The 21,261-nt window shown below is 40.1% G+C and carries 18 protein-coding genes and 1 riboswitch; of the genes, 9 read left to right on the forward strand and 9 right to left on the reverse strand.

The features are described from left to right. The first annotated feature begins 38 nt into the window (after window positions 1-38). Window positions 39-509 carry a hypothetical protein gene (locus GQR46_RS03205; RefSeq protein WP_165739874.1) on the forward strand — a complete coding sequence of 157 codons (471 nt, stop codon included), beginning with the start codon at window positions 39-41 and terminating at the stop codon, window positions 507-509. A 108-nt stretch (window positions 510-617) separates the two neighbouring features. On the opposite strand, the gene GQR46_RS03210 is transcribed toward GQR46_RS03205, so the two are convergent. Continuing rightward, a complete protein-coding gene (locus tag GQR46_RS03210) occupies window positions 618-2,483 on the reverse strand; it encodes a TonB-dependent receptor (protein WP_165739876.1) in 1,866 nt (621 codons plus the stop codon). A 188-nt stretch (window positions 2,484-2,671) separates the two neighbouring features. Here GQR46_RS03210 and GQR46_RS03215 point away from each other — a divergent pair, with 188 nt between their 5' ends. Beyond that, on the forward strand, window positions 2,672-3,160 hold the full coding sequence (locus GQR46_RS03215; RefSeq protein WP_165739878.1) for a peptide-methionine (S)-S-oxide reductase: 489 nt from the start codon (window positions 2,672-2,674) through the stop codon (window positions 3,158-3,160). A gap of 283 nt (window positions 3,161-3,443) precedes the next feature. On the opposite strand, the gene GQR46_RS03220 is transcribed toward GQR46_RS03215, so the two are convergent. From GQR46_RS03220 to GQR46_RS03235, 4 genes are all read right to left on the reverse strand, one after another. Beyond that, entirely contained in the window at window positions 3,444-3,995 is a 552-nt protein-coding gene (locus GQR46_RS03220) for a DUF4136 domain-containing protein (RefSeq protein WP_024607557.1), read from the reverse strand. A gap of 406 nt (window positions 3,996-4,401) precedes the next feature. After that, window positions 4,402-7,176, reverse strand: coding sequence for an ATPase (locus tag GQR46_RS03225; protein WP_165739880.1), 2,775 nt, complete (start codon window positions 7,174-7,176; stop codon window positions 4,402-4,404). Next, the gene (locus GQR46_RS03230) at window positions 7,173-7,721 is read right to left on the reverse strand and encodes a hypothetical protein (RefSeq protein ID WP_165739882.1); all 549 of its coding nucleotides are present in this window, start codon (window positions 7,719-7,721) and stop codon (window positions 7,173-7,175) included. The genes GQR46_RS03225 and GQR46_RS03230 overlap by 4 nt, the downstream gene beginning before the upstream one ends. A 3-nt stretch (window positions 7,722-7,724) precedes the next feature. After that, window positions 7,725-8,996 carry a hypothetical protein gene (locus tag GQR46_RS03235; protein WP_165739884.1) on the reverse strand — a complete coding sequence of 424 codons (1,272 nt, stop codon included), beginning with the start codon at window positions 8,994-8,996 and terminating at the stop codon, window positions 7,725-7,727. 222 nt (window positions 8,997-9,218) lie between these two features. Between GQR46_RS03235 and nhaD the strand changes: the two genes are divergently transcribed. Both nhaD and lysC read left to right on the forward strand, forming a co-directional pair. Further along, window positions 9,219-10,466 (forward strand): sodium:proton antiporter NhaD, encoded by a 1,248-nt coding sequence (gene nhaD, locus GQR46_RS03240; protein WP_165739886.1) that lies wholly within the window; start codon window positions 9,219-9,221, stop codon window positions 10,464-10,466. Between the two features lie 101 nt (window positions 10,467-10,567). Then, a riboswitch (Lysine riboswitch) is annotated at window positions 10,568-10,740 on the forward strand. A gap of 75 nt (window positions 10,741-10,815) precedes the next feature. Then, window positions 10,816-12,219, forward strand: coding sequence for a lysine-sensitive aspartokinase 3 (gene lysC / locus GQR46_RS03245; protein ID WP_165739888.1), 1,404 nt, complete (start codon window positions 10,816-10,818; stop codon window positions 12,217-12,219). A gap of 88 nt (window positions 12,220-12,307) precedes the next feature. Here the strand turns inward: lysC and GQR46_RS03250 are convergent, their stop codons facing one another. Further along, complete coding sequence (locus tag GQR46_RS03250; protein WP_165739890.1) at window positions 12,308-13,066, reverse strand: 4'-phosphopantetheinyl transferase superfamily protein; 759 nt, start codon at window positions 13,064-13,066, stop codon at window positions 12,308-12,310. 141 nt (window positions 13,067-13,207) lie between these two features. On the opposite strand from GQR46_RS03250, the gene GQR46_RS03255 reads away from it, so the two are divergent. Next, window positions 13,208-14,530 (forward strand): sodium-dependent transporter, encoded by a 1,323-nt coding sequence (locus GQR46_RS03255; protein ID WP_165739891.1) that lies wholly within the window; start codon window positions 13,208-13,210, stop codon window positions 14,528-14,530. Window positions 14,531-14,623: 93 nt separating this feature from the next. Here the strand turns inward: GQR46_RS03255 and GQR46_RS03260 are convergent, their stop codons facing one another. Continuing rightward, complete coding sequence (locus GQR46_RS03260; RefSeq protein ID WP_165739893.1) at window positions 14,624-15,604, reverse strand: 2-hydroxyacid dehydrogenase; 981 nt, start codon at window positions 15,602-15,604, stop codon at window positions 14,624-14,626. Between the two features lie 104 nt (window positions 15,605-15,708). After that, window positions 15,709-16,281: a glutathione peroxidase gene (locus GQR46_RS03265; RefSeq protein WP_165739895.1), complete on the reverse strand. Its 573-nt coding sequence runs from the start codon at window positions 16,279-16,281 to the stop codon at window positions 15,709-15,711. Window positions 16,282-16,403: 122 nt separating this feature from the next. On the opposite strand from GQR46_RS03265, the gene GQR46_RS03270 reads away from it, so the two are divergent. Beyond that, the gene (locus tag GQR46_RS03270) at window positions 16,404-17,285 is read left to right on the forward strand and encodes an NAD(P)-dependent oxidoreductase (RefSeq protein ID WP_165739897.1); all 882 of its coding nucleotides are present in this window, start codon (window positions 16,404-16,406) and stop codon (window positions 17,283-17,285) included. Window positions 17,286-17,568: 283 nt separating this feature from the next. Here the strand turns inward: GQR46_RS03270 and sbcB are convergent, their stop codons facing one another. Continuing rightward, a complete protein-coding gene (gene sbcB / locus GQR46_RS03275) occupies window positions 17,569-19,020 on the reverse strand; it encodes an exodeoxyribonuclease I (protein WP_165739899.1) in 1,452 nt (483 codons plus the stop codon). A 138-nt stretch (window positions 19,021-19,158) separates the two neighbouring features. On the opposite strand from sbcB, the gene GQR46_RS03280 reads away from it, so the two are divergent. From GQR46_RS03280 to GQR46_RS03290, 3 genes are all read left to right on the forward strand, one after another. After that, window positions 19,159-20,376, forward strand: coding sequence for a site-specific integrase (locus tag GQR46_RS03280; RefSeq protein ID WP_165739901.1), 1,218 nt, complete (start codon window positions 19,159-19,161; stop codon window positions 20,374-20,376). 126 nt (window positions 20,377-20,502) lie between these two features. Beyond that, window positions 20,503-20,679, forward strand: a complete 177-nt coding sequence (locus GQR46_RS03285; protein WP_165739903.1) for a hypothetical protein — start codon at window positions 20,503-20,505, stop codon at window positions 20,677-20,679. A gap of 137 nt (window positions 20,680-20,816) precedes the next feature. After that, window positions 20,817-21,209, forward strand: a complete 393-nt coding sequence (locus GQR46_RS03290) for an acetyltransferase (protein WP_197118845.1) — start codon at window positions 20,817-20,819, stop codon at window positions 21,207-21,209. Window positions 21,210-21,261: the final 52 nt, after the last annotated feature.

Consider the following 21,261-nt stretch of genomic DNA (forward strand, 5'->3'; position numbering starts at 1 on the left):
TGATTTCGTTCAATCTTAATTTTTAAAAGGAAAGAAAAATGAAAAATTTACTTACAGCATTTACATTAGGTGTGACTTTATTAGGTTGTTCAAACTTACCCATTAAAACCGATATTAAAGAAGGCCACTTTAGACTCGAAAACTTTAAAAGAGAGCAGGGAGTAGATCTAGAATATGTCCACTTGATGTGCTTTAACAAAAAACCTACACAATGGGCTGAACCAAAGCAGTATATCAGTGGTGAGCATGATTTATGGGTAAAGGCGAGTGTTTCAAACCCTGATGTTTTAAATAGTCAAAAAGAAGCTTTTGTTAATTTTAACGTTAATTTAGATTCTGATAAAAGCTACATGCTAAATAGAAAAAGGGAAGGGGATAAAATATCAATCTGGATACAAGAAGTTGAAACCGGTACGGTTGTTTCGCAGGTTCTTACAGATGAGCTTAGTCGCCCTTTACAAATTGATAATGAACTAAGAAAAAGACAATGTCGTTCTGGTTCAATATAAGCTGAGTAATCAAAGCTCTTAATATTTAGTATGTCGTTTATTCTTTGCTAAATATTTATTCAAAGACCTGTTTTAAATAAACAGGTCTTTGAATGTGATAGCTCAATTCTACCAACTATACGTTGCGCTTAACGTATATTGCTCACCTCGCCCTGGTGTACCAGGTATCTCTTCAAACGATTCACCCCATAAATTATCTGCTGCTAACGTAATAAATAAGTTTTTCACCATAGGTGGTGTAATTTTTAACGTTAAATGAGTAAATAAAGCATCGTCGTCACTACCGCGTAGCGCATTTTCGTGCTGTTTGCGCCACTCGTTATCTATTCTAAACTGCAATATATCAGTAGGATTCCAAACTGCGCCGAGTGTTAGGCGGTGATCAGGGAAGTTTAATGCGTAAAAACTAGCGTCAATATCTGCCGCACCGTAGTTTTCTGATTTATGAAGGTAGGTGTAACTCGCTACAATTTCGGTGGTTTCAAAGTGTTTAGTTGCTAAGAACTCAATGCCCGTCGTATTTATATCTACAGGGTTTGCAAAGCGCGCAGAGCTTGAATCAAAATTAAACGTCCAATCGGTTAAGTTGTCATCTTTGCGATAAAAAATAGCCGAATTAAGTTGCCAAGTTTGCTCATCAACTAATAAACCCAGCTCTAGGCTTTTAGTTGTTTCGCGCTCAAGGGTGTAATTACTTCTAAATAACCCGCCTGAATCACTTCCGCCAATGGCGGTATAGCCTGCCACTTGGCTTGCCTCTGCGTACGATAAATAAAACGTGCGCTCAAAACCTTTGCTGTTTTGTGTATTAAGCGTTATATCACCAATAAGTGACAGTTCAGAGTCGTCTCTGTTTGTATCGTCAAACGCAGCACCTAAACGAAATGTAAGTTGTTTATTATCCTCAAGCGCCATTTTGTATTCAGGCAATACGCTTAATTTATAATACTTACGTGAGGTAAAGTTGTTTTCAAGCGTGGTAGATTCAATTGAGTCGTCAATAAACTGTGCTGAATAATTTATAGCAAATACATCGCTTTGAGCATGATGCCCCGATAGCGCTAACGACTTAACTTCACTTTTGTGAAACGCTTCAAAAGCGCTTGGATTTTCGCGAGAGTAAATATAATGATCGTCGTGTGTGCGGTAATAAGCCGACACTTCAAAGTTACTATCCTGCGCATAACTTTGCTTATGGTTTAGCATTAATAAGCGGGTTTCTAGCTCTTCTGTTTCGTTAACGCCAAATGGTGTGTACAAATTTGGCCAGCCAAAAAACTTATCTTGTGAGCCAAAAAACAAATCGGTTTGAGAATCAGCGCCAGCTAATTGAACGCGACCCGATGCACGCGTAAAGTCGTGATCGCCGTTATCAATAGTGCCATCGCTTTGTGAGTGAGAAATCTCACCTTCAAAACCAAGCTTCCAATCCTTTACGCCTTCAAGGGGCATACTTACACCTGCATGTAAGCTTTGTAAGTTAAAATCGTTTGTGCCAGTACCTACCGATACACTGCCGCCCGTGCTAATTGGTTTCCAGCCAAATGATACAGTGCCTACAGAGCTATTAGCACCATTAAGCGCATTGTCTGCGCCTGTTAAAATATAAGGGCCGGTAAGCATTTGCGGTGCAATAGGAATTTCAGCAAAGTAATGGCCAGATTGTGGGTCAAGTAAAGTAGCACTGCCAACCCTAAAGCCGGTATTTTCAAAAATACCACCACGTATAGTTACATCGGCTTGCGCTTCAGCCATATTACGTGATTGCAAATCAACACGTGGGTCATACTCTAAATTAGATACTGGAGAGTCAAATGTACCTACAGGTAATGTGTTTGCAGTGGGCGATGCCTCAACCGTTATTTTTTCGATTGCCGGTAATGTTTCAGTTTTATCAGTTACAGCTTCGCCGTAGGCAAAACTGCTCACGCTGCATAGCAGAGCAGGGAGTATAAAGTGCGGTGACCATTTCATGTTGTGTGTCTCATTTTTTTATATGCAATTACGGTAACAATTAAATTCAGAACACACTTTTAAGGCGTGATAAAATAATTCAATTAAACAACTGCGATTTTGGCGCGATTGTACATTAATTCATTAAAAACTGCATTTGATTATCATTTGCAACGTTAATGCATCTAACAAATTTGGTCACATTTATTATGAATATAAAACAGCAAGATACTATTTACTTTGCAGGTGGCTGCCTGTGGGGCGTGCAAGAGTTTTTAAAGCACTTACCTGGTGTAATAAGTACTGAAGCAGGGCGGGCTAATGGAAAAAACAATAATACACAAGGTGAATACGACGGTTATGCTGAGTGTGTAAAAGTAATATTTAGTACAAAAGCGGTTAGCTTAAACGAGCTGTTTGGCTTCTTTTTTGAGATTATTGATCCGTATAGCGTTAACAAACAAGGGGATGACGTAGGCCCTAAATATCGCACTGCCATTTATAGCAAAAGCCAAGATCATTTAAAGGTCGCTAGCAATTATATAAGCCAGCGAAATGATGCTGATAAAATTGTGGTAGGGGTAGAGCTGCTAACTAACTACGTGCCAAGCGATCCTGAGCATCAAGACCGCTTAACTAATCACCCTGATGATTACTGTCATATACCGCTTGAGTTACTGCATAAGTATAAATCGTAACTTTAACACGGTGTTTTTGTAGACGTGCAGCTTGCTGACGTGATGAGCGTAGCTCGTAATTTAGATTGGAGACAGATAAGTAATTAGAAGCTGCGCTTCTCGCGCAAGCAAGCTTAGCGCCTACAGGTAAAGTTTGACGCGGTGTTTTTTGTAGACGTGCAGCTTGCTGACGTGACGGGTGTAGCTCGTAATTACTTTATTTTAAAAGTTCCAAAAATACACACCCACAAAAAAGCTCACGTACTGTGAGCTCTTTTAAAACTTACTTATAGCTAATTTTAACTTACTGCTGCTTTTGTGGCGGGAAGTTACTTAAAATTTCGCTCACTGTTTTATTAATTGATGTTTCACGTTGTTCTGGCGATTGATTTTTCTTTAATCGACCTTCTTTTGCGCCGCGCCATACTAGCTGGTTAGATTCACGATCCACAATATCAATAATCAGTGTACCCACTTCGTATTCACGCGCAGTTGTATCGCGTTGAAAACCAGTACCCCAATAACCCCAATGCGGGCGGTAGTTTATATTGAAGTTGTCTACTTCAAGCTCTTTATCTACCGATGCATGATAGTTAACAAGTACATCAGCTTGCGCTGCATCAACTAAACTCATACCTAGTGTTTGGCTCAATTCTGCATTAACGGCAGTGCGAACACGCTTTTCCATCAGGCCATTAATTTGATAGTTATTTGTGTCTTTAGTTAGGCTGGCGTTTTCTACCCAAGCAAATGTTTTAAAATTACTAAAGTTAGCTGATTTATCGTAATCCCAATCTGGGGTTTGTGTACAGGCTGTAAGAAGTGCTAGCGCTGCAACAATAAGTATATTTTTCATTACGTTTGCTCCAATAAAATGCATTAATTTAAAATAACACACATAGTTTAAATGTGTATTATTTAAACGTCCTAAATATTAGTCTAATTGTCAGGGCGTGTTGACCTTTCGTGGTTGAATTTGCAGCAGTATGTTTGGTATTTGGGCAAGGCAGAGCCTATGTAGTGTGGTTATTCCCCATAAATAGGTGATAACGCAGCATAAATGCCAAACATGCGCTGCGCGAAGGGTTCTGCCTAGGGGCAATTAACTCTTTGTTGCTCGGTTTTTACTTAGCCCACTAGGTTACAAACCTCACGCTGCGATTAAATTGCCCCTAAATTGAACAAATTTCAATCCACAAAGGTCAACACGCCCTATGGCTGAATGACTAATTAACCTCTGTTAATTAGTCATCAGTAAAAGTTTAATGTTCAACTTCAATCCAATCTTTTTCATCTACCCAGTTTTGTGCACCGTCTTTTACTGAACGAATAGGCACAATGTAGTCACAACTTATTTGTGGCTTAACTGAGGCAAATATAGGCACAAAACCAAAGCTTAATGCGGTTTCTATAATTGCTTTTTGATTTTGTGGGTCAATGTCGGCCGCTTCATCTATGTAAATAGGTATACGGTATAGGTTTTGTTCTTGATCGCTTAATAAGTAGCGAATAAATAACATGCCACACAATAACTTAATCGTAATACGTGTGCCGTTTGAGCCGGCTGAGTCTATTTTTTCAAAGTGCTCTGTTTCACCTGCACGGTTAACCACTTCAAATCGAATATCAAATAAATCGGTAAGTGTTAAGCCCGCTTTATCTGAGGCGAGTTTAATTAAGTGATCTTTCGCTTCGTTTACCGCACTTTCGCTGTACGGTTCTTGGCTAAGTAAATCAAGCGTGTCGCCTTGTTCAAACTGATGCGACGTGCTGATAATGGTATCTATACTATCAACCAGCATTTTGCGCGGTATTACGTTAATTTTAAACGCTTGCAGATTTGAAATACGGTGCTGGCTTATGCCTTTATTAAAGCTGTTCATTTCGCGGCGAAGTCGGTCTAAATCTTCTCGCAAGCCTTTAATGGTCGCAGCCACTTCGGTAAGCGCAACGCGAGCTTGGCGCTCAACAGCATCGCGTTCGTTATCAATATTATGAAAGGCGCTTATTAGCTTTTGGTATTTAGTGTATTCGTCGTTTTCGTTGTCGAATTTAGTAATACCCGCGTTATATACATGCAAATAAGTGTTGCGTACGTTTATGTCAAAATTACGCAGCTCTTGGCAGTCTTTATTAAAATGATGAACAAGGTCGCTTAAGTTATCAAAGTCGACTGTAATATCAATCATGTACGGGGTTACTTTACCGCTGTATAAATCAAGAGTGTGATCAATTCGCTCGCTCTTAACTTGGCGTAAGCGCTCAGTTTGGCGATTAATTTGCTCTTGTTTAGATTTAATTAACGAGCGTCTGTCAGCAATTGAGCCACTATTTTTTTGAATATCTTGCAGGTAGTCGTCAACTTGTTCGCGCTCAGCTAATAACTGCTCTTTTAGCATGGCTTGCGCTTCAACCGACTGCTGCATTATATCAAACTGTTCTAAGCGTTTTAGGGCGCTCTCAGCGCTCATTAGTTCATCGTATAGCGCGTCTTTTTCTTTTTGCTTGTCGGCAACGTTTGCTGCAACATCGCGTTGTTGTTTAAATTCTTTAAGTGAATGCTCAAGTGCACTGAGCTGAGCGGTTAATTGCTCTTTGTTTTCGCCGCTTTGCATTTGCACAGGCGAGAGCTTTTTAAGCTTAATGCTCGCACCTGGCAGAGTTAGTACACCGCCTTTAACGTTTTCGCTAAGTAGCGATAAAAATTCACCAAACGCATCTTCGTCATCAATGGTTATATCGCCATTAGTGGTGGTCGCAAATGAGAGAATATCAGGGTTTAAAATCCGCGATATTTCTTCTACTTCTTTTAACGAGAGATCTTCGCGCATACGGGTAAACAAATTAAACTCAAGGTTTTTAAGTTGCAGCTTTAAGCTCTTAATTTGTTTTTGTGTTTCGCTAATGCGGTAGTCAAGCGTGTGTAGGCTTTGCCCTTGTGCGCTGGTTATAGAGTGCGAAAGCGACTCGTAATCTTGCTTTAACTGAGTCAGGCTGGTTTTAAGGGTGGCTTTATTTACCAGTTCAAATTCGCTTTTAAGCGCATCGTAATCTAAAAACCACTGCTCAATTTGTGTTTGTCTGCGCTCTATGTCGCGCGATTGCTGTACGTATAGGCTTTGCTTTTGCTCAAACTCGTGTTTTTCGTGCTCTATATCTTCAAGCGCTATACCCAGCTCATTAAGTTGCGACTCTTGATAAGTATTAAAATCAATCAGTGCTTGATCAATTTTAGGTGCATACGCCGCTAATTTACCTTTAAGCACGGTTTGGTTTTCAAGCATTGATTCAAGCGCGGCTATTGGCTCTTGCATTGACTCAAGGGCTTTTAGTTCGCGTTTTGAGCGATTTACTTTATCAAACGAGCGGCGCCATACTTCATAAAAGTCGACCTTAGAGTTCGACATATGGCGTTCAAACACGCGTAGCATAAAGCGTTTTACATCGCTTGCGCCTAATTTATGTAAGTTAAGAATGCGGCGGAATATTTCTTTATAAATAGAGGAGTCTTGCACATTATTAAGCGGAATCATTTTTAAGTTAATGTCGCCGTCAAAAGGCGTTGCACCGCCAGTCAATAGCGCGTTTAGCTCTTGTGCTTTGAGCTCAATAGGGTTGTAGTTAAGCGATTTTAAATGGTTGAACAGCTTGGTAAATTTAATAATTGTTTTACCTTGCGTGTACTGCTCTAAATCAAGCTTTCCTTGATAACAAAAGTATTGATGCGCGTAACCGGCAATTTTACCAAGCCCGGCAACGCCAATCACTACCGAGCCATGAGGCAAGTTAGCTTCTAGTAAAATGTACGACTGATCGGATGAAAAATAAAACTTACGGGTTTCATCTAAGTCGTGTCCATCCCATTCGGTTAAGCGTAAATCGTTAATAAGCGGAAACTGCAGGGCGTTAATAACCGAACTTTTACCTGTGTTATTTGGCGCGCAAATAGAGCTGCTTTTATCAAGCGGGATCACACATTTTGCATAGCCTGCGGTGTTAAGTAGGGCGAGTTTACTCAGTCCGTATAGATTTTTCATTCCTCGTCCTCTGTAATGTAGGTTTCTTCGTTTACTTCCATTAATGCATCTATATAGCGGTGAATCGGCGCTTGTAGCATAAAGCCGCCTTCTACTTCACGGGCTAAACCTAAGCGCACCATGCGCAGGTAAACATCTTTGCGCAAATCAGATCCCGAAAATATCTCAAGCTGATCAAACAAGTGTTTGTTAATTTGCACCAGCGTTTGCATGAGTTCTAAATCGTTTACGTCGTCAAACAATGCGCGCATTGGGTCTTTACCCGTATTGGCGTAGTGTTCAATTAAAATGTAAATAGTGAGCGCGATAGCGCGAGATATCTTGCCCATATTTGGCGTGCTTTCGTCGCTACCAAAATAATAAAAGCCACGGCTGTCGTGTTTTAAATCGTTGCCTAGGGCTGTAAATAAGGCGCTGTAGCTTTCTATGTGTTGGTCAAGCTCTTGCCACATTACGTTATCTTGCTCGCAAATGTGATAACCCGCTACTAATTTTTTATTAATGGCTTGTAGATGGGTTAGCTCGTCTAAGTTTATGTGTGTCATGGTTTATTTACCTGCCTTTGAATCTGGCTGAGGCTCTGAATTAAATGGATATAAAGAAAAGTGCTGACCGGCAATTTTTACGCGGGCTTTTTCATCGCTTTGAATTATTTTAATATCGCTGTCGCTGACTAATTTTTGATACAAAAATAGCATTTCGTCGGCATCGAGATTTGGGTAGCTTTCGTCTAAAAATTGCAGCAAGGGCTGCGGCTTTTTGCGTTTTTTATTAAAGCGCTTAGCAAAGCTGATTTTAACATCGTTGTAGTCAGGAATATTAGGCGTAACAAATGCAGGCACGTCTTGTTGATCTGGCAATTGGTATTCTTCGTGTTCAAATTCAACCAAGCTTGCCATGTAAGCCACAATATGACGTTGCTGACCAAGCGAATATCGCTGTGCGTCGCTCACAAAATGTGGCTGTACAGCACTTAGCATGTTGTCTACGCCATTTTTGCGCACAAGCCCAAGTACTTTGGCTGCTTGGCGAGTAATTAAGTTATTACGGCGTAACTCTTCGCGCAGCGGCATAAGCATATCGGCACTTTTACGTAAGCTTTCTCGACCCACTAAATGCATTTCGAGTATACGAGTACGTAATTGCTCCAGCATGCGTTTGTCGTTGTACGCTTTACCTGAGCGCTCAATATGAATAATTTGCTTACTTATTTGCTCTTCAATGAGGGTAAAACACGCATGAAATTCACCGCGAATATCAACCATTTCAAGCATGGGCTCTATGTATTCGTCAAACGCTTCTATTACCGCTTTATAACGCTTTTGCAGCGATTGCACCGCATTATTAGATTTAGCTTGTTCAACAATATTTAAAATAGCGTTTTCGTTATGTGCGTATAGCTTCATTATTTTACGCACCCGATCATCCATAATGCGGCTGTAGCGGCGTAAATCGTCAAAGTCTTCTATTTCGCCAGCGTTATCTAGGCGGTTACCTAAGCGTGCTAGGTCGTCTACTAATACGCTAATTTCTTGCGCTAAACCTAAATGCTCTTCTTGCAGTAAAAACGTAGCAAAGTCGGCAATAGCACGATTTATTTCAAGCTGCGATGATTTAGCCAGTGGAATTAAAATATCTTGGTTTAACAAACGATTTGTTTCTTTATAAATACGCTCGTTTGACCAAGTAGGCTGTTTTTGTTTAATGGCGTTTTGTACGTCTTTCAGGCTAAAGTCAGCCATTTTAAAACGTTTAAATAATAGCTCTAGTACACCCCAATGTTCAGTTATGGTGTTTAGTAGCTTTTTAGCTGGGATCATAAGAGGTTACAACATCCTAGTATTTTATTATTGAGTTCTTTTAGAAGACTCATTATTACGTATTTTTAATTAACCTTGTCTGTATATAGTATTCGTTTTTAGGACCATTTAATAATAGTTTTTGCATAGAGGCAGTGCTAAAATTCGCGCCGAAAATAGGCACATGAAATGGAATGTTATTTGTGTGTTCTTTAAAACTATATCAAAGGTTGTTTAACTACCATGGTTTCCTCGATTATTCTAACCCTGATAGCGATTGCATTTTTACTGATCGTTATAGAAGATATAATCCATGTTAATAAAGCTAAAACCACGCTGTTTTTTGGTACGCTTTGCTGGATTCTTCTTTTTATATACCCACTTCACGGGCAAAGCCCCGATACAATTCAACACCTCCTAAACGAAAATATTTTAGAAATTGCCTCTCTATGGTTATTTTTAATGGCTGCAATGACCTTTGTCGCGTATTTAAATTCAAAGGGGTTTATAGAAAATATTGTGCACCGCGTTATGCCAAAAAGTATTAGCGAAAGAAAGCTGATGTTTTTGGTAGGTGGTTTTGCATTCTTGTTTTCGTCGATTTCAGACAACGTAACAGCCACGCTTATATCGCTTGCGGTTGTTATGTCGTTAAAACTTGAACCTAAAAAACTCATTAAATACGCCACGCTTATTGTGTTTGGGGTTAACTCAGGCGGGGTATCGTTAATAACCGGTGACGTAACCACACTGATGATATTTTTAGATGGCAAAGTAACCATAGCTCATTTATTGCTGCTTATAGCGCCAGCACTTGCAAGCGTTATGCTGTTAGCTGCGCTACTGTCTATCGGTATGAAAGGGCGAGTTGAATTTGCCGGTGCGGGTAAAACCCGCATTGAAAAAACCGACATTACCATTGCTGTTATATTTTTATCTACCGTAATTAGCACACTTACGCTTAGCGTAATTTACAGCGTACCGCCTTTACTCACCTTTTTGTTTGGCTTATCAGTTATGTTTTTAGTGGCGCAATTTTTAATGCGCAAAAAAGATATTAACAAAGACATAATCGATTTTGTTCGCGATATAGAATACGACACATTATTGTTTTTTGTAGGTGTACTTTTACTTGTAGGTGCATTAAAAGAAATTGGCATGTTGAGTAAATTTACCGACCTATACACGGTAATGGCGCCAGAGTACGCAAACTACTTAATGGGCATATTATCAGCAGGGGTCGATAACGTACCACTTACTGCTGCATTATTAAAAGCCGATATAGTAATGAGTCAACAACATTGGTTGTCGTTTACTTATGCAACGGGCGTGGGCGGTTCAATGCTTATTATTGGGTCGGCTGCGGGTATTATTGCCATGAGTAAAGTTAAAGCGCTTACCTTTATGAGCTACTTGCGTTTATCGCTGCATTTATTAATTTGTTACACGGTTGGATATGCGGGCTCGTATTACATGGGCAGTTTTATTTAACTCATAAATTATTAAATGCTTGACAGCTAGACGTCTAAACGATAACTTTCAATGCCCCGCTACTTAGTGGGGTTTTGTTTTATTAGCCACTGGTTAATAAAGCATTCAGAAGAGGTGCGATACTTAGGTACTTAATGTTAGGCGACGAAAGCCGATGATCATTAAAGAGGGAAGTACTCGCCGAGGAAAATAATGATACGTCGTCATTGTTTTTCGGTTTATGGGGCTGAATCCTCAAAACTGTCACCAATATAGGTGGAGAGCTTCTGGCAGTGGACTTATCTTCAAGCATTCCTTTGCCAAGTTCTTCTTGTTTTATTGCGGTTTGGATACCGCGAAAGGAGACTAAATGACTACCCAATCAGCGCCACAAACAGTGCCTCAAACAGAGTTAAGCGCAAAATCAGATTACATCGTTGCCAAGTTTGGCGGAACAAGTGTTGCAAACTTTGAAGCGATGAGTCGCTGTAGCGAAATTATTGTTGCAGATAAAAGCGTACGTATTGTTGCCGTGAGCGCCAGTGCCGGCGTAACTAACCACTTAGTTGCACTGTGTAAATCAAGTATTACCTCAAGTGAGCGCCAAGAACACATAAACGGCGTGCTTGCTATTCAACAAACTATTTTAGATGAGTTATCGCTAGATGCCGATTTAGCGGTTGGCTTTAACGAAACCCTAAAAGCATTTCAAATATTGGCTCAAGAGTCACTAACAACCGATCAGCAACACGATGAGCTATTGAGCTTTGGTGAGCGTTTATCGTCGTATTTGTTTGCTCAGGTGCTGCGTTTAAATGGCTTAAATGCCGATCGCTTTGATGTGCGCAAGGTGCTTAAAACCGACAGCCAATTTGGTAAAGCAACGCCCAATGTTGCAGCTACAGCGCAAGCCGCTAAAGAACATTTAATCCCGCTGTTAGATGAGCAGGTAATTGTGACTCAGGGCTTTGTTGGCAGCGACGAGTACGGTCAAACAACAACGCTTGGACGTGGTGGATCTGACTACAGCGCGGCATTATTAGCGGAAGCAATTAACGCTAAAAGCGTGCATATTTGGACTGACGTAGTAGGTATTTTTAGCACCGACCCGCGTTTGTGCGCAAAGGCGACGCCTATTGCTCGTTTAAGCTTTGACGAAGCCGCTGAAATGGCAACCTTTGGCGCAAAAGTATTGCACCCAGCGACTATTTTACCAGCAAGCCGTAGCCACATTAACGTATTTGTTGGTTCTAGCCGAGAGCCAGAGCGTGGCGGTACGTGGATTGAGCGCGAAAAATCGCAGCAACCGGGTATACGCGCAGTAACGCAACGTAAAAACCAAATATTGCTTACGCTTAAAAGCCCAGAAATGCTCCTAGCAAGCGGCTTTTTAGCACGCGTATTTACACTATTAAGTGAATACAATATATCGGTAGATTTGGTAACCACATCAGAAATCAGCGTAGCTATAACGCTTGATAACGCGCAAAACGCCTCGCGCCCAGAGCTCGATCAAGAATGCCTAGATAAGCTTGCAGAGTTTTGCCATGTGTCGGTAGAAAACAACCTAACATTGGTGGCACTTATTGGCTCTGAGATTCAATTACGCCAACACGAAATGAACTTAATGAGTGTACTAAAAGACTTTAACATTCGACTAATTTGTCACGGTGCTAGTAAGCACAACCTGTGCTTTTTAGTAGAGCAAACTGAGTCAGATAACGTAGTACAGTCTATTCATAGCCGTTTATTAGAAAACGATTTTGCTGCGTAAATAATTTTACTATTAAGAAGCGGTTATTCAGGAAAGTGATTTATTAAAGTTACCTAGTAAAATCAGTTAATAAAGTTACTTAACAAAATCACTTAACAAAGTCGGTTAATAAAAAGCATCGCCAGTCGATGCTTTTTTTATGCACCACACTTACATCAAAACAAACATTGCTGTTATTACTATCAGCTACAGTAACGCGATTACTGCTAGCACTCAGCTTTGCACTATGTAATTCGTCAAACACATTGGGGCTAAGTAATTTTGCAATAGGGCGGCTGGTGGCTTTAGCAAGTGACTCTTTTAATGTCCAAATTCTAAAAAACGTATCTGCTTGGGCTTGGGTATTAGTAGGCTCAGTGATAAGTGTAATTTCATCATTATGATAAAAATGCTTAGCAAGCTTTTCAAACGGGCGCTTTAGGCTTACTTTTTCAATATCAAAACCAAACTCACTTTTATCAAGATTTAGCGCAACCCCAACTAAACCATGCGAGTGCGAAATACAGGTATTAATAACATCACCACTTACATGTATTTGCAGCTTTGAGCTTTCCTCGTCAAATTCGGTACTCATTTTATTAAGGGCTACGTGCGCATGTTGCGGCTGCGTTATTTTAATAAGGTGTTTTAACAATAACCGCGTCGCTAAATACTCTTGCTTAGCTGGCGGGCTTTTACGGCGGTTTATAATAGTTAATTCAAATGGGCTTAAGCAATCGGGCAAATTAAAGTCACTAAGCTCAAGTGTTTTAGCATTAAATAATAAAATACTGTTACTCGCTAAAGACAAATTTGCCAATTGAGTTGAAGTAATACTCAAGGTGTTTTTAAAATAGTGTTCAGTCATAAAAGCCCTAAAGCAAAAGAAGTCGCTGATATTGTGAGCGGTTAGTGCCACTAATAAAGGCTGGGTACAATTTTATTACTCAGCTGGCATGAAATATGGTTTAATTCACAATAATCAAAATAATAACAGATTTGTAGATGTATGGCACAAGTGCGTGATGGGTTTCAAAGCCGACTTGGTTTTGTTTTAGCCGCTGCTGGCGCAGCAGTGGGTTTGGGTAATATTTGGGGTTTTCCTACGCAAGCGGCCAACCATGGCGGCGGTGCTTTTTTACTGGTTTATTTTATTGTTATATTTTTACTTGCGCTTCCTGCGCTGTATACCGAACTTTATTTAGGTCACAAAGCACAAGCTAACCCGGTAAAAGCATTGGGCGACGCATGGCAAAACACTAGCCGTAAAGTAGGTGCAGCAGCCGGTTACATAGGTCTTGCGGGCGCAGTTGTTATGCTAAGTTTTTATTCAATAGTAGCTGGGTGGATGCTCTCATACGCTATTGAACCCATAACAACCTTTTTTGGGTTTACAGGCGCAAGCGAGTTTTTACATAGCGACTCAGTGCTGCGTAATTTTGTATTTACGCCGCTTATGCTTATTTTAACTGCCAGTATTATTTTAAAAGGTGTTAAATCGGGAATCGAAACCTGGTCGCGCCGTTTAATGCCACTGCTACTCGTATTGCTTGTTGGTTTAATTGCCTACATTGCTACACTTGATGGCGCAAGCGAAGGCTTTGCCGCGTATTTAATTCCTGATTTTAGCCAAATACTTGACCCTAATTTAATTATTGCCGCAATGGGGCAAGCGTTCTTTTCGCTCTCACTAGGTGTGGGTTGTATGATGATTTACGGCTCGTATTTACAGCCAGATGCTAATTTACCAAAGCTCACCGCAGGTGTTGCTTTACTTGATACCAGTGTCGCGTTTTTAGCGGGTTTACTTATTCTTCCTGCTATTTATGTGGCGCAGCACAACGGTGTAGAAGTATTTAGTGGCGGTAAACTGATTGGTGAAGGGCAACTTATTTTTGCTATTTTGCCTGAGCTATTTAGCACCATGGGCGAAATTGGTTTATTAGTCGGTTTATTGTTTTTTGTATTAATGTCTATCGCATCGGTTACGTCAACTATATCGACTACTGAAATTCCGGTAGCGTTTTTAGTCGAAAATCACAACGTTAGCCGCACCAAAGCAACGTGGGCAGTAAGCGCTGTTGTACTTGTGTGTGCAAGCGCGATTATATTAAATTTTGATTGGTTATTTGGCTTAGTCATTATGCTATTTACCCAATACCAATTGCCGCTTATGGGCTTGTTTTACTTTATTACGGTAGGTTGGATGTGGCAGCGTGGTAATAAATTACATCAAGCAACAACAGGCGTACATTACTGGTTTGCTCAGTATATTCGTTTTGTTTGCCCAATATTAATGACCTTGGTATTTGCAAACGTCGCGTTTGGCTAAGCTCTATTTAAAGTGAATTTTTAAACAAAAAAGCGAATAGGGCTCACCTTATTCGCTTTTTTTGTACCTGTTATTTAGGTATAGCCAAGAACTTTATAAAACCTCATTAGTTAAAGATTTACCTTCACTTACTTCAAGGGCATTAAGTACGGTTGTGTTTGCTATTTCGGTAAGTGCTTCTTGTGTAAAAAAGCCCTGATGGCCTGTTACTAAAACATTTTTAAAGCTCACTAAGCGCGAGAATATATCGTCTTGATTTATTTCGTCGCTGTGGTTTTTAAAAAATAGCTCCGACTCTTGCTCGTAAACGTCGAGCCCTAAGTAGCCTAATTTTTTAGTTTTAAGCGCATTAATACACGCTTTGCTGTTAAGCAGTGCGCCACGAGAAGTGTTAATAAGCATAACGCCGGTTTTCATTTTACTAAATGCCTCGTCATTTATTAAATGATGAGTTTGCTCGGTAAGTGGGCAATGCAAAGAAATCACATCGCTTTGGCTAAGCAAGGTGTTTATATCGGTAATTGTATAATTGCCAGGTTGTGCGTAGGGGTCGCACACTAATACATTAGCGCCAAAGCCATTTAAAATGTTACACAGCGCAAGGCCAATTTTACCGCAACCTACAATACCCACGGTTTTATTGTGCAAGTTAAAACCGAGTAATCCGTTTAAATCAAAATTGTCTTCGCGTACGCGGTTATATGCTTTATGGGTTTTACGGCTAAGCGTTAGCATAAGCGCTATACAGTGCTCAGCTACGGCTTCTGGGCTGTAAGCTGGTACGCGTAATACCTTTAAGTTATGTGCTTTTGCTACAGGTAAATCAACGTTATTAAACCCTGCACAACGCAGCAAAATAGTATTTATGCCTTGGCTTGCCAGTTGCTCAATAACAGCGGCATTTACGGTGTCGTTAACAAACACGCATATGGCATCAAACCCGTTTGCTAAAATAGCGGTTTGTTCGCTCAGGGCTTGCTCAAAATACGTTATTTTTATATCGCGCTGATCGCGTGTACTTTGTTCAAAAAAAGGCAGTTCGTACTTTTGAGTACTAAAAAAAGCAATGTTCATGGTAATAGCCTCGACGCTTAAGTATTTGTAGGGTAGTTAACCTTTAATACATTAAACTACTTTATAAACCTGTGCTTTAGTAGTGCGCATTTTATTGATTTAAATTAAGCCTTAAGCGGAGCCTTACTTGAGGTAAACAAAGGTATTTTTGAAGATACCTTTTTACCATCTTTAGCTGCGCTTAATTTTGCGGCTTGCAGTAAGTTGCTTTCTATCACTTGTATAAGTGTTTCGGGTTTAGTACGTGGTGCATAGCGTGCAACAAGTTGCCCTTGTGAGTTAATTAAAAACTTAGTGAAATTCCACTTAATAGCACGGTTTTGCGAAATACCCCGCGTATGCGATTTTAAGTAATTAAATAACGGATGTGTTTCTGGCCCGTTTACCATTACCTTACCAAATACCTCAAACGAGGTATTAAATTGCTCTTGGTAAAAGTCTTTAATGGCTAAATTATCAAGCGGCTCATTTTGGCCAAACTGGTTACAGGGAAACGCAAGTACAGTAAAACCATTGCTTTTGTATTGCTGATAGAGCTTTTCGAGCGCATTTAATTGCACCGAAAAATTACACTTACTCGCTGTATTAACAATAAGTACGGTTTTGCCCTGTAACTGACTAAGAGAAAAATTTTCGCTGTTAAAAAGTGGTGCATTAAATTGATAAATACTGTCCATAGGTTACCTACTTACCTTTCCCGCTTAAGGAAATTTTATAAAGACTTTCATTCGCTTTTTTATCGACCGGTTGACATAATCGAGGTCTAGTTTCTAAGTTATCAGTTTAATAGGTCATTTTTATGTCAATGAAAGTCGCATTTATAGGTTTAGGCGTAATGGGTTACCCAATGGCGGGGCATTTAGCAAAAGCAGGGCACAGTGTATGCGTTTATAACCGTACTCAAGCTAAAGCACAAACGTGGACTGCAGAACATTCAGGAAGCTTTGCACCAACCCCGCGCGAAGCTGCCAGCAATGCCGACATCGTATTTATGTGTGTTGGTAACGATGACGATTTACGCTCAGTAGTGTATGGCGACAACGGCGTGTTAGCAGGCATGTTGCCGCACACTATTTTGGTTGATCACACCACAACCTCAGCTGAAGTAGCTCGCGAAGTTGCAGCAAAAGCGGCTCTGCAAAATATCGACTTTATAGATGCGCCTGTATCGGGCGGACAAGCTGGCGCCGAAAATGGTGTATTAACGGTTATGGCGGGTGGTAATGAAGCCGTATTTGCTAAAGTACAGCCAGTTATGGCGGCGTTTAGTCGTTTTAGCCAACTGTTAGGCGGCGTAGGCTCGGGACAACTTTGTAAAATGGTTAATCAAATTTGTATTGCTGGTGCAGTGCAAGGTTTAGCTGAAGGCTTACATTTTGCCAAGCAAGCAGGGCTTGATGGCGAAAAAGTAATAGAGACCATTTCTAAAGGTGCAGCCGGTTCGTGGCAAATGGAAAACCGCTACAAAACAATGTGGGCGGGTGAGTACGAATTTGGTTTTGCCGTAGATTGGATGCGTAAAGACTTAGGCATTGCACTCGATGAAGCTAAAAGCAACGGCGCTACTTTACCAATGACTGCAACGGTTGATCAATACTATGCCGATGTACAAGCACTCGGCGGCGGCAGATACGACACCTCAAGCTTACTAGCACGCATTGAAGCATTGCATAAAAAGTAACGTTTACGTTGAGTATGTCGATGTAGACGCGAAGCTTGCGTGACGGGCAAAGTCCGTAAAGTGACTTATTCACAAAGAGGTTATGAGGCGCTGCGCTTTTAGAGGCAGTAATAGATCTAAAAAATTATTTTTTTATGTCTTCTCATTTACTCCTCATTCGCTTCTCTTTGTGAAATATATTTTTCTTTTTTGAAGTGGTACAGATATTTATAAACAAAAACGCGACACTTTATTGCTAAAGCGTCGCGTTTTTTATGCGTTATACAAACAATCTAAAGGCAAATTACATGCTTTGAGCGTAATTATACAGCGCTTTTAAAATAGTCAGATTTTTTTCGCTGTCGTCATGTTCATGCGCTAGGTTTTCAAGGGTGATCATAAAATCTTGCGCATTAATTGATGGTTGATCTTCCCCGTGCATTAACTTGTTTTGGCAATACTGGCGCCATTGATCAAGCTCTTGTTGGTTTAGCGTTTCTGGCCAGTTACGGGCGCGGTATCTAAACAACAACGTATTAAACTTTTTATCTTCAAAGTCTAACTTCAACCCTGCTAATTCATCTGGTTTTGCATCACGAATAATCGCAAACTTAGCTTTATCGGCATGGCTTGTAAACCCATCGTAAAGTAAGTAGTCAACGTTAGTGGTTGCGCTGTAATCGCCTTGCTCGTTAAATACCTCAGTTACTTTATCGCGAAGGTCGGTATTGGCTTTTAAAATAGCTAAGTTAGCTAAGCACTGCTCGCGGTCAATCCCAAGTCGAGCGGCGTTTTCAGGCAATAACGTTTTAGCCGGCGCTAAAATAGGGCACTTGTTTAAATGCACTAGTTTTAAGCCAACAGGTAAATCGCCCTCGGCCAAATCTAAGCGTTTGGTGTATAAACGTTTGCGTAACTCTTCAACATTTAAATCAATAAGTACTTGCGGATTTTGGGTTAAATCAAAACAAATAACCGCGTTTTTATTTACCGGATGAAAGCTCATTGGTGCAACCCAGCTTGTACAGCCTTGCGTTGCAGGTATGCGCGACGTGGTATGCACCAGCGGCGTCATGTTAAATACATCAACTAACTCAGCAAGCGCTTTTTTACCACGCAAACCAAAAAAGAAGTTATACAGCTTTGGCTGTTTTTCTTTTATTAATTTAGCCAGTGCAATAGTAGCGGTTACATCGCTTAGTGCATCATGCGCTGCAGCGTGTTCAATACCATTGGCTACGGTTAAATGCTCTAACTTAAAGCTTGGGCTGCCGTCTTCTTTTAACGGCCATTCAATGCCTTCAGGGCGCAGCGCATAACAAGCACGCACCAAATCAATAATATCCCATCGGCTATTATTATTTTTGTATTCACGCTCATATGGGTCGTAAAAATTACGGTAAAAGCTATAACGGCTTACTTCGTCATCAAACCGAATACTGTTATAACCAGCAACACAGGTGTTTGGCACACTAAATTCGGCATGGATTTTTGCTATAAACTCAGCTTCAACCAAACCTTTTTTCATCGCCACTTGTGGCGTAATACCCGTAATTAAACACGCCTCAGGGTGAGGCAAGTAATCCGCTTGCGGCTTACAATATTCAAGAAGTGGCTCGCCAATAATATTTAAATCAAGATCGGTACGAACACCTGCAAATTGGCTCGGCTTATCCTTTTGTGGGCTTGCTCCCCACGTTTCGTAGTCGTGCCAATAGATTGTTGCTTGATTCTCTTGATAGCTTTCATTATTCATTCTATGTCTTAGCCCTTTATTTTTACGGGTTATTAGCGCTGCTCAGTTTCTTTTTGTATTTTCGAGTTTCTTGTAATTGGCGCATGGTGTGTATAGTATCGTGTATAAATTTTTTGCTAACTGTGTATAAAAAATTAAATGGCGATCAGTGACACCAAATTAAGAAAGCTGCTAGGTAAAAATCAAACACCGTGCGTATTATCGCATAGAGATAGTTTAAGTGTAAGGGTATCTGCTAAGGGGACTATCACTTGGCAATACCGCTGCCGTGTTGATGCTAAGCAGGTAATTATCACGCTAGGGCGTTATCCAGGGCTTAGCATCAAAGAAGCACAAGACTATATACCGCTGTTTCAAAATTGGTTAAGCCAAGATAAAGACCCACGCCTAGAGCTTAAGCTTATGCGTAACAATGCCAAGGGCCTGCCCACAATGGCAGAAGTTGCTGCAACGTGGCTAGATAAAAAAGTACCCGACCTAAAAGAAAAAACACAAATTTTATACGCAAACCAAGTCAGTAAATGGATTGTACCAATACTTAATGATAAAAATACGCCGCTTGATTTAATGACCATTAAAGATTGGATAACTTACTTTGATGAAGTGAAAGCACAAGGCAGTGCTAAAACAGCCGGTACTATACTAGTACGTATTAAGTCGATTATTGGTTGGGCTGAAAAGCGAGGGGAAGTAAAACCATTTAACCCTGTGCTTACATTAAATGTAAATGATATCGGTGAACAAGCATCAGTTGGCCAGCGAGTTATGCGCTTTGATGAAATTGCAAAACTATGGATACAAATAGAAAGCTCAAAAGCCACACCAGCAACTAAAGCATGCCTTCAGCTAATTTATATAACAGGGGCAAGGCAATCAGAGGTTCGTTTAGCTAAGTGGGAGCATTTTGACTTTGACAACAATATTTGGACAGTACCACCAGAAAACTCGAAAACAAATAAAGCTATCCGCAGGCCAATTTCAGCGAAGATGAAAAGTATACTAGACACACTAGCAATGGTTTATGGGCGAAAAGGTTACTTAATACCAGGTGGTAATCCACACAAACCAATGACCACCCACAGTATTAATCGCTATTGCTGTCGGATGTGGGATCACTTGTTTGAAAAATATAAAATGCCCAAGTTTCTACCGCACGATTCCCGCCGTTCACTATCAACATTGCTCAGCGAAAATGGTGTAGCGCCGCATGTAACCGAAAAAATGTTAGGCCATACAATGCGTGGTGTAATGGCGGTATATAATAAACACGATTGGATAAAAGAGCAGACCACAGGGTATGAGCTTTATTGTGTATTAATAGAAAATGCGCTTAAAGCTGAATTATATAGCCAATGATGTGCAACAAGACATGAATACACACGTAGATACATAAAAGTTGACATAACCGTCAATAGGTTTAAAATTCTTTATAGGATTATTTTTATAATAATCTAATGATACAACGGCATTAAGGAGCTTATTATGGCTACCACGTCATTTGAAAAAAACTTTGTAGTAACCGATCAAAGAGCTATTCAAGCGTTCAGAGAAAACTGCAAAAAAGCCCATAAAGTTACAACAAATAATCGTAACCATGAGGCAGATAGAGTAAAAGGAATTGCGTTATTAAGACAACGGTTGTCCCACTCTCAGATCTAATAGAGGAGTTTGATGAAAAAGAATTACATCAACTCCTTTCTAGTTTTCGTAGTAATAAAAACACAGATGTTCAGTCCTTTTTAACAGATCCCAATAAATCAATCCGTCTTGAAAATACATCTAAATCACGCACATCTTTGATCCTCGATGATGGAGGGCAAATACTCGCTTATTTCTCTCTATCTCTAAAAGAAATCCACCTTAATCAAGATAATGAAAAGCCGATAAGTAAAAATTTACGCAAAAGGCTTGATGGTATTTGCAAAAATAGCGACCGTGTAAATGCTTACCTAATTGGCCAAGTAGGTAAGAATGACTCAATCAAAGATAACCCAATTAATCTGGATCTAATTCTCGAAGAAGCCTACACAATTATAGATAAAGCAAATCAACTTGTTGGTGGTAGAGTAATCATACTTGAATGTGAAAAAGTAGATAAATTAGTATCGTTATACCAAAATGCTGAGTTTAATATTCTGATAGATAATCCAGCGGAACGCTTGATTACTATGTATAGGTTCGTTAGATAATTTTAAACATAAAGGATTAAAATGATAAGTTGGTTTTCTTCAATTTTCTCTG

Origin of the sequence: Pseudoalteromonas sp. Z1A6, from assembly GCF_011378745.1 — a bacterium.
GTDB classification, from domain to species: domain Bacteria; phylum Pseudomonadota; class Gammaproteobacteria; order Enterobacterales; family Alteromonadaceae; genus Pseudoalteromonas; species Pseudoalteromonas arctica.

Coding starts and splice junctions, on each gene's coding strand:
- GQR46_RS03260 (WP_165739893.1), bottom strand. CDS start 15,604: ATGAACATTGCTTTTTTTAGTACTCAAAAGTACGAACTGCCTTTTTTT.
- GQR46_RS03220 (WP_024607557.1), bottom strand. CDS start 3,995: ATGAAAAATATACTTATTGTTGCAGCGCTAGCACTTCTTACAGCCTGT.
- GQR46_RS03265 (WP_165739895.1), bottom strand. CDS start 16,281: ATGGACAGTATTTATCAATTTAATGCACCACTTTTTAACAGCGAAAAT.
- lysC (WP_165739888.1), top strand. CDS start 10,816: ATGACTACCCAATCAGCGCCACAAACAGTGCCTCAAACAGAGTTAAGC.
- GQR46_RS03230 (WP_165739882.1), bottom strand. CDS start 7,721: ATGACACACATAAACTTAGACGAGCTAACCCATCTACAAGCCATTAAT.
- GQR46_RS03205 (WP_165739874.1), top strand. CDS start 39: ATGAAAAATTTACTTACAGCATTTACATTAGGTGTGACTTTATTAGGT.
- sbcB (WP_165739899.1), bottom strand. CDS start 19,020: ATGAATAATGAAAGCTATCAAGAGAATCAAGCAACAATCTATTGGCAC.
- GQR46_RS03280 (WP_165739901.1), top strand. CDS start 19,159: ATGGCGATCAGTGACACCAAATTAAGAAAGCTGCTAGGTAAAAATCAA.
- nhaD (WP_165739886.1), top strand. CDS start 9,219: ATGGTTTCCTCGATTATTCTAACCCTGATAGCGATTGCATTTTTACTG.
- GQR46_RS03235 (WP_165739884.1), bottom strand. CDS start 8,996: ATGATCCCAGCTAAAAAGCTACTAAACACCATAACTGAACATTGGGGT.
- GQR46_RS03285 (WP_165739903.1), top strand. CDS start 20,503: ATGGCTACCACGTCATTTGAAAAAAACTTTGTAGTAACCGATCAAAGA.
- GQR46_RS03225 (WP_165739880.1), bottom strand. CDS start 7,176: ATGAAAAATCTATACGGACTGAGTAAACTCGCCCTACTTAACACCGCA.
- GQR46_RS03210 (WP_165739876.1), bottom strand. CDS start 2,483: ATGAAATGGTCACCGCACTTTATACTCCCTGCTCTGCTATGCAGCGTG.
- GQR46_RS03250 (WP_165739890.1), bottom strand. CDS start 13,066: ATGACTGAACACTATTTTAAAAACACCTTGAGTATTACTTCAACTCAA.
- GQR46_RS03215 (WP_165739878.1), top strand. CDS start 2,672: ATGAATATAAAACAGCAAGATACTATTTACTTTGCAGGTGGCTGCCTG.
- GQR46_RS03270 (WP_165739897.1), top strand. CDS start 16,404: ATGTCAATGAAAGTCGCATTTATAGGTTTAGGCGTAATGGGTTACCCA.
- GQR46_RS03255 (WP_165739891.1), top strand. CDS start 13,208: ATGGCACAAGTGCGTGATGGGTTTCAAAGCCGACTTGGTTTTGTTTTA.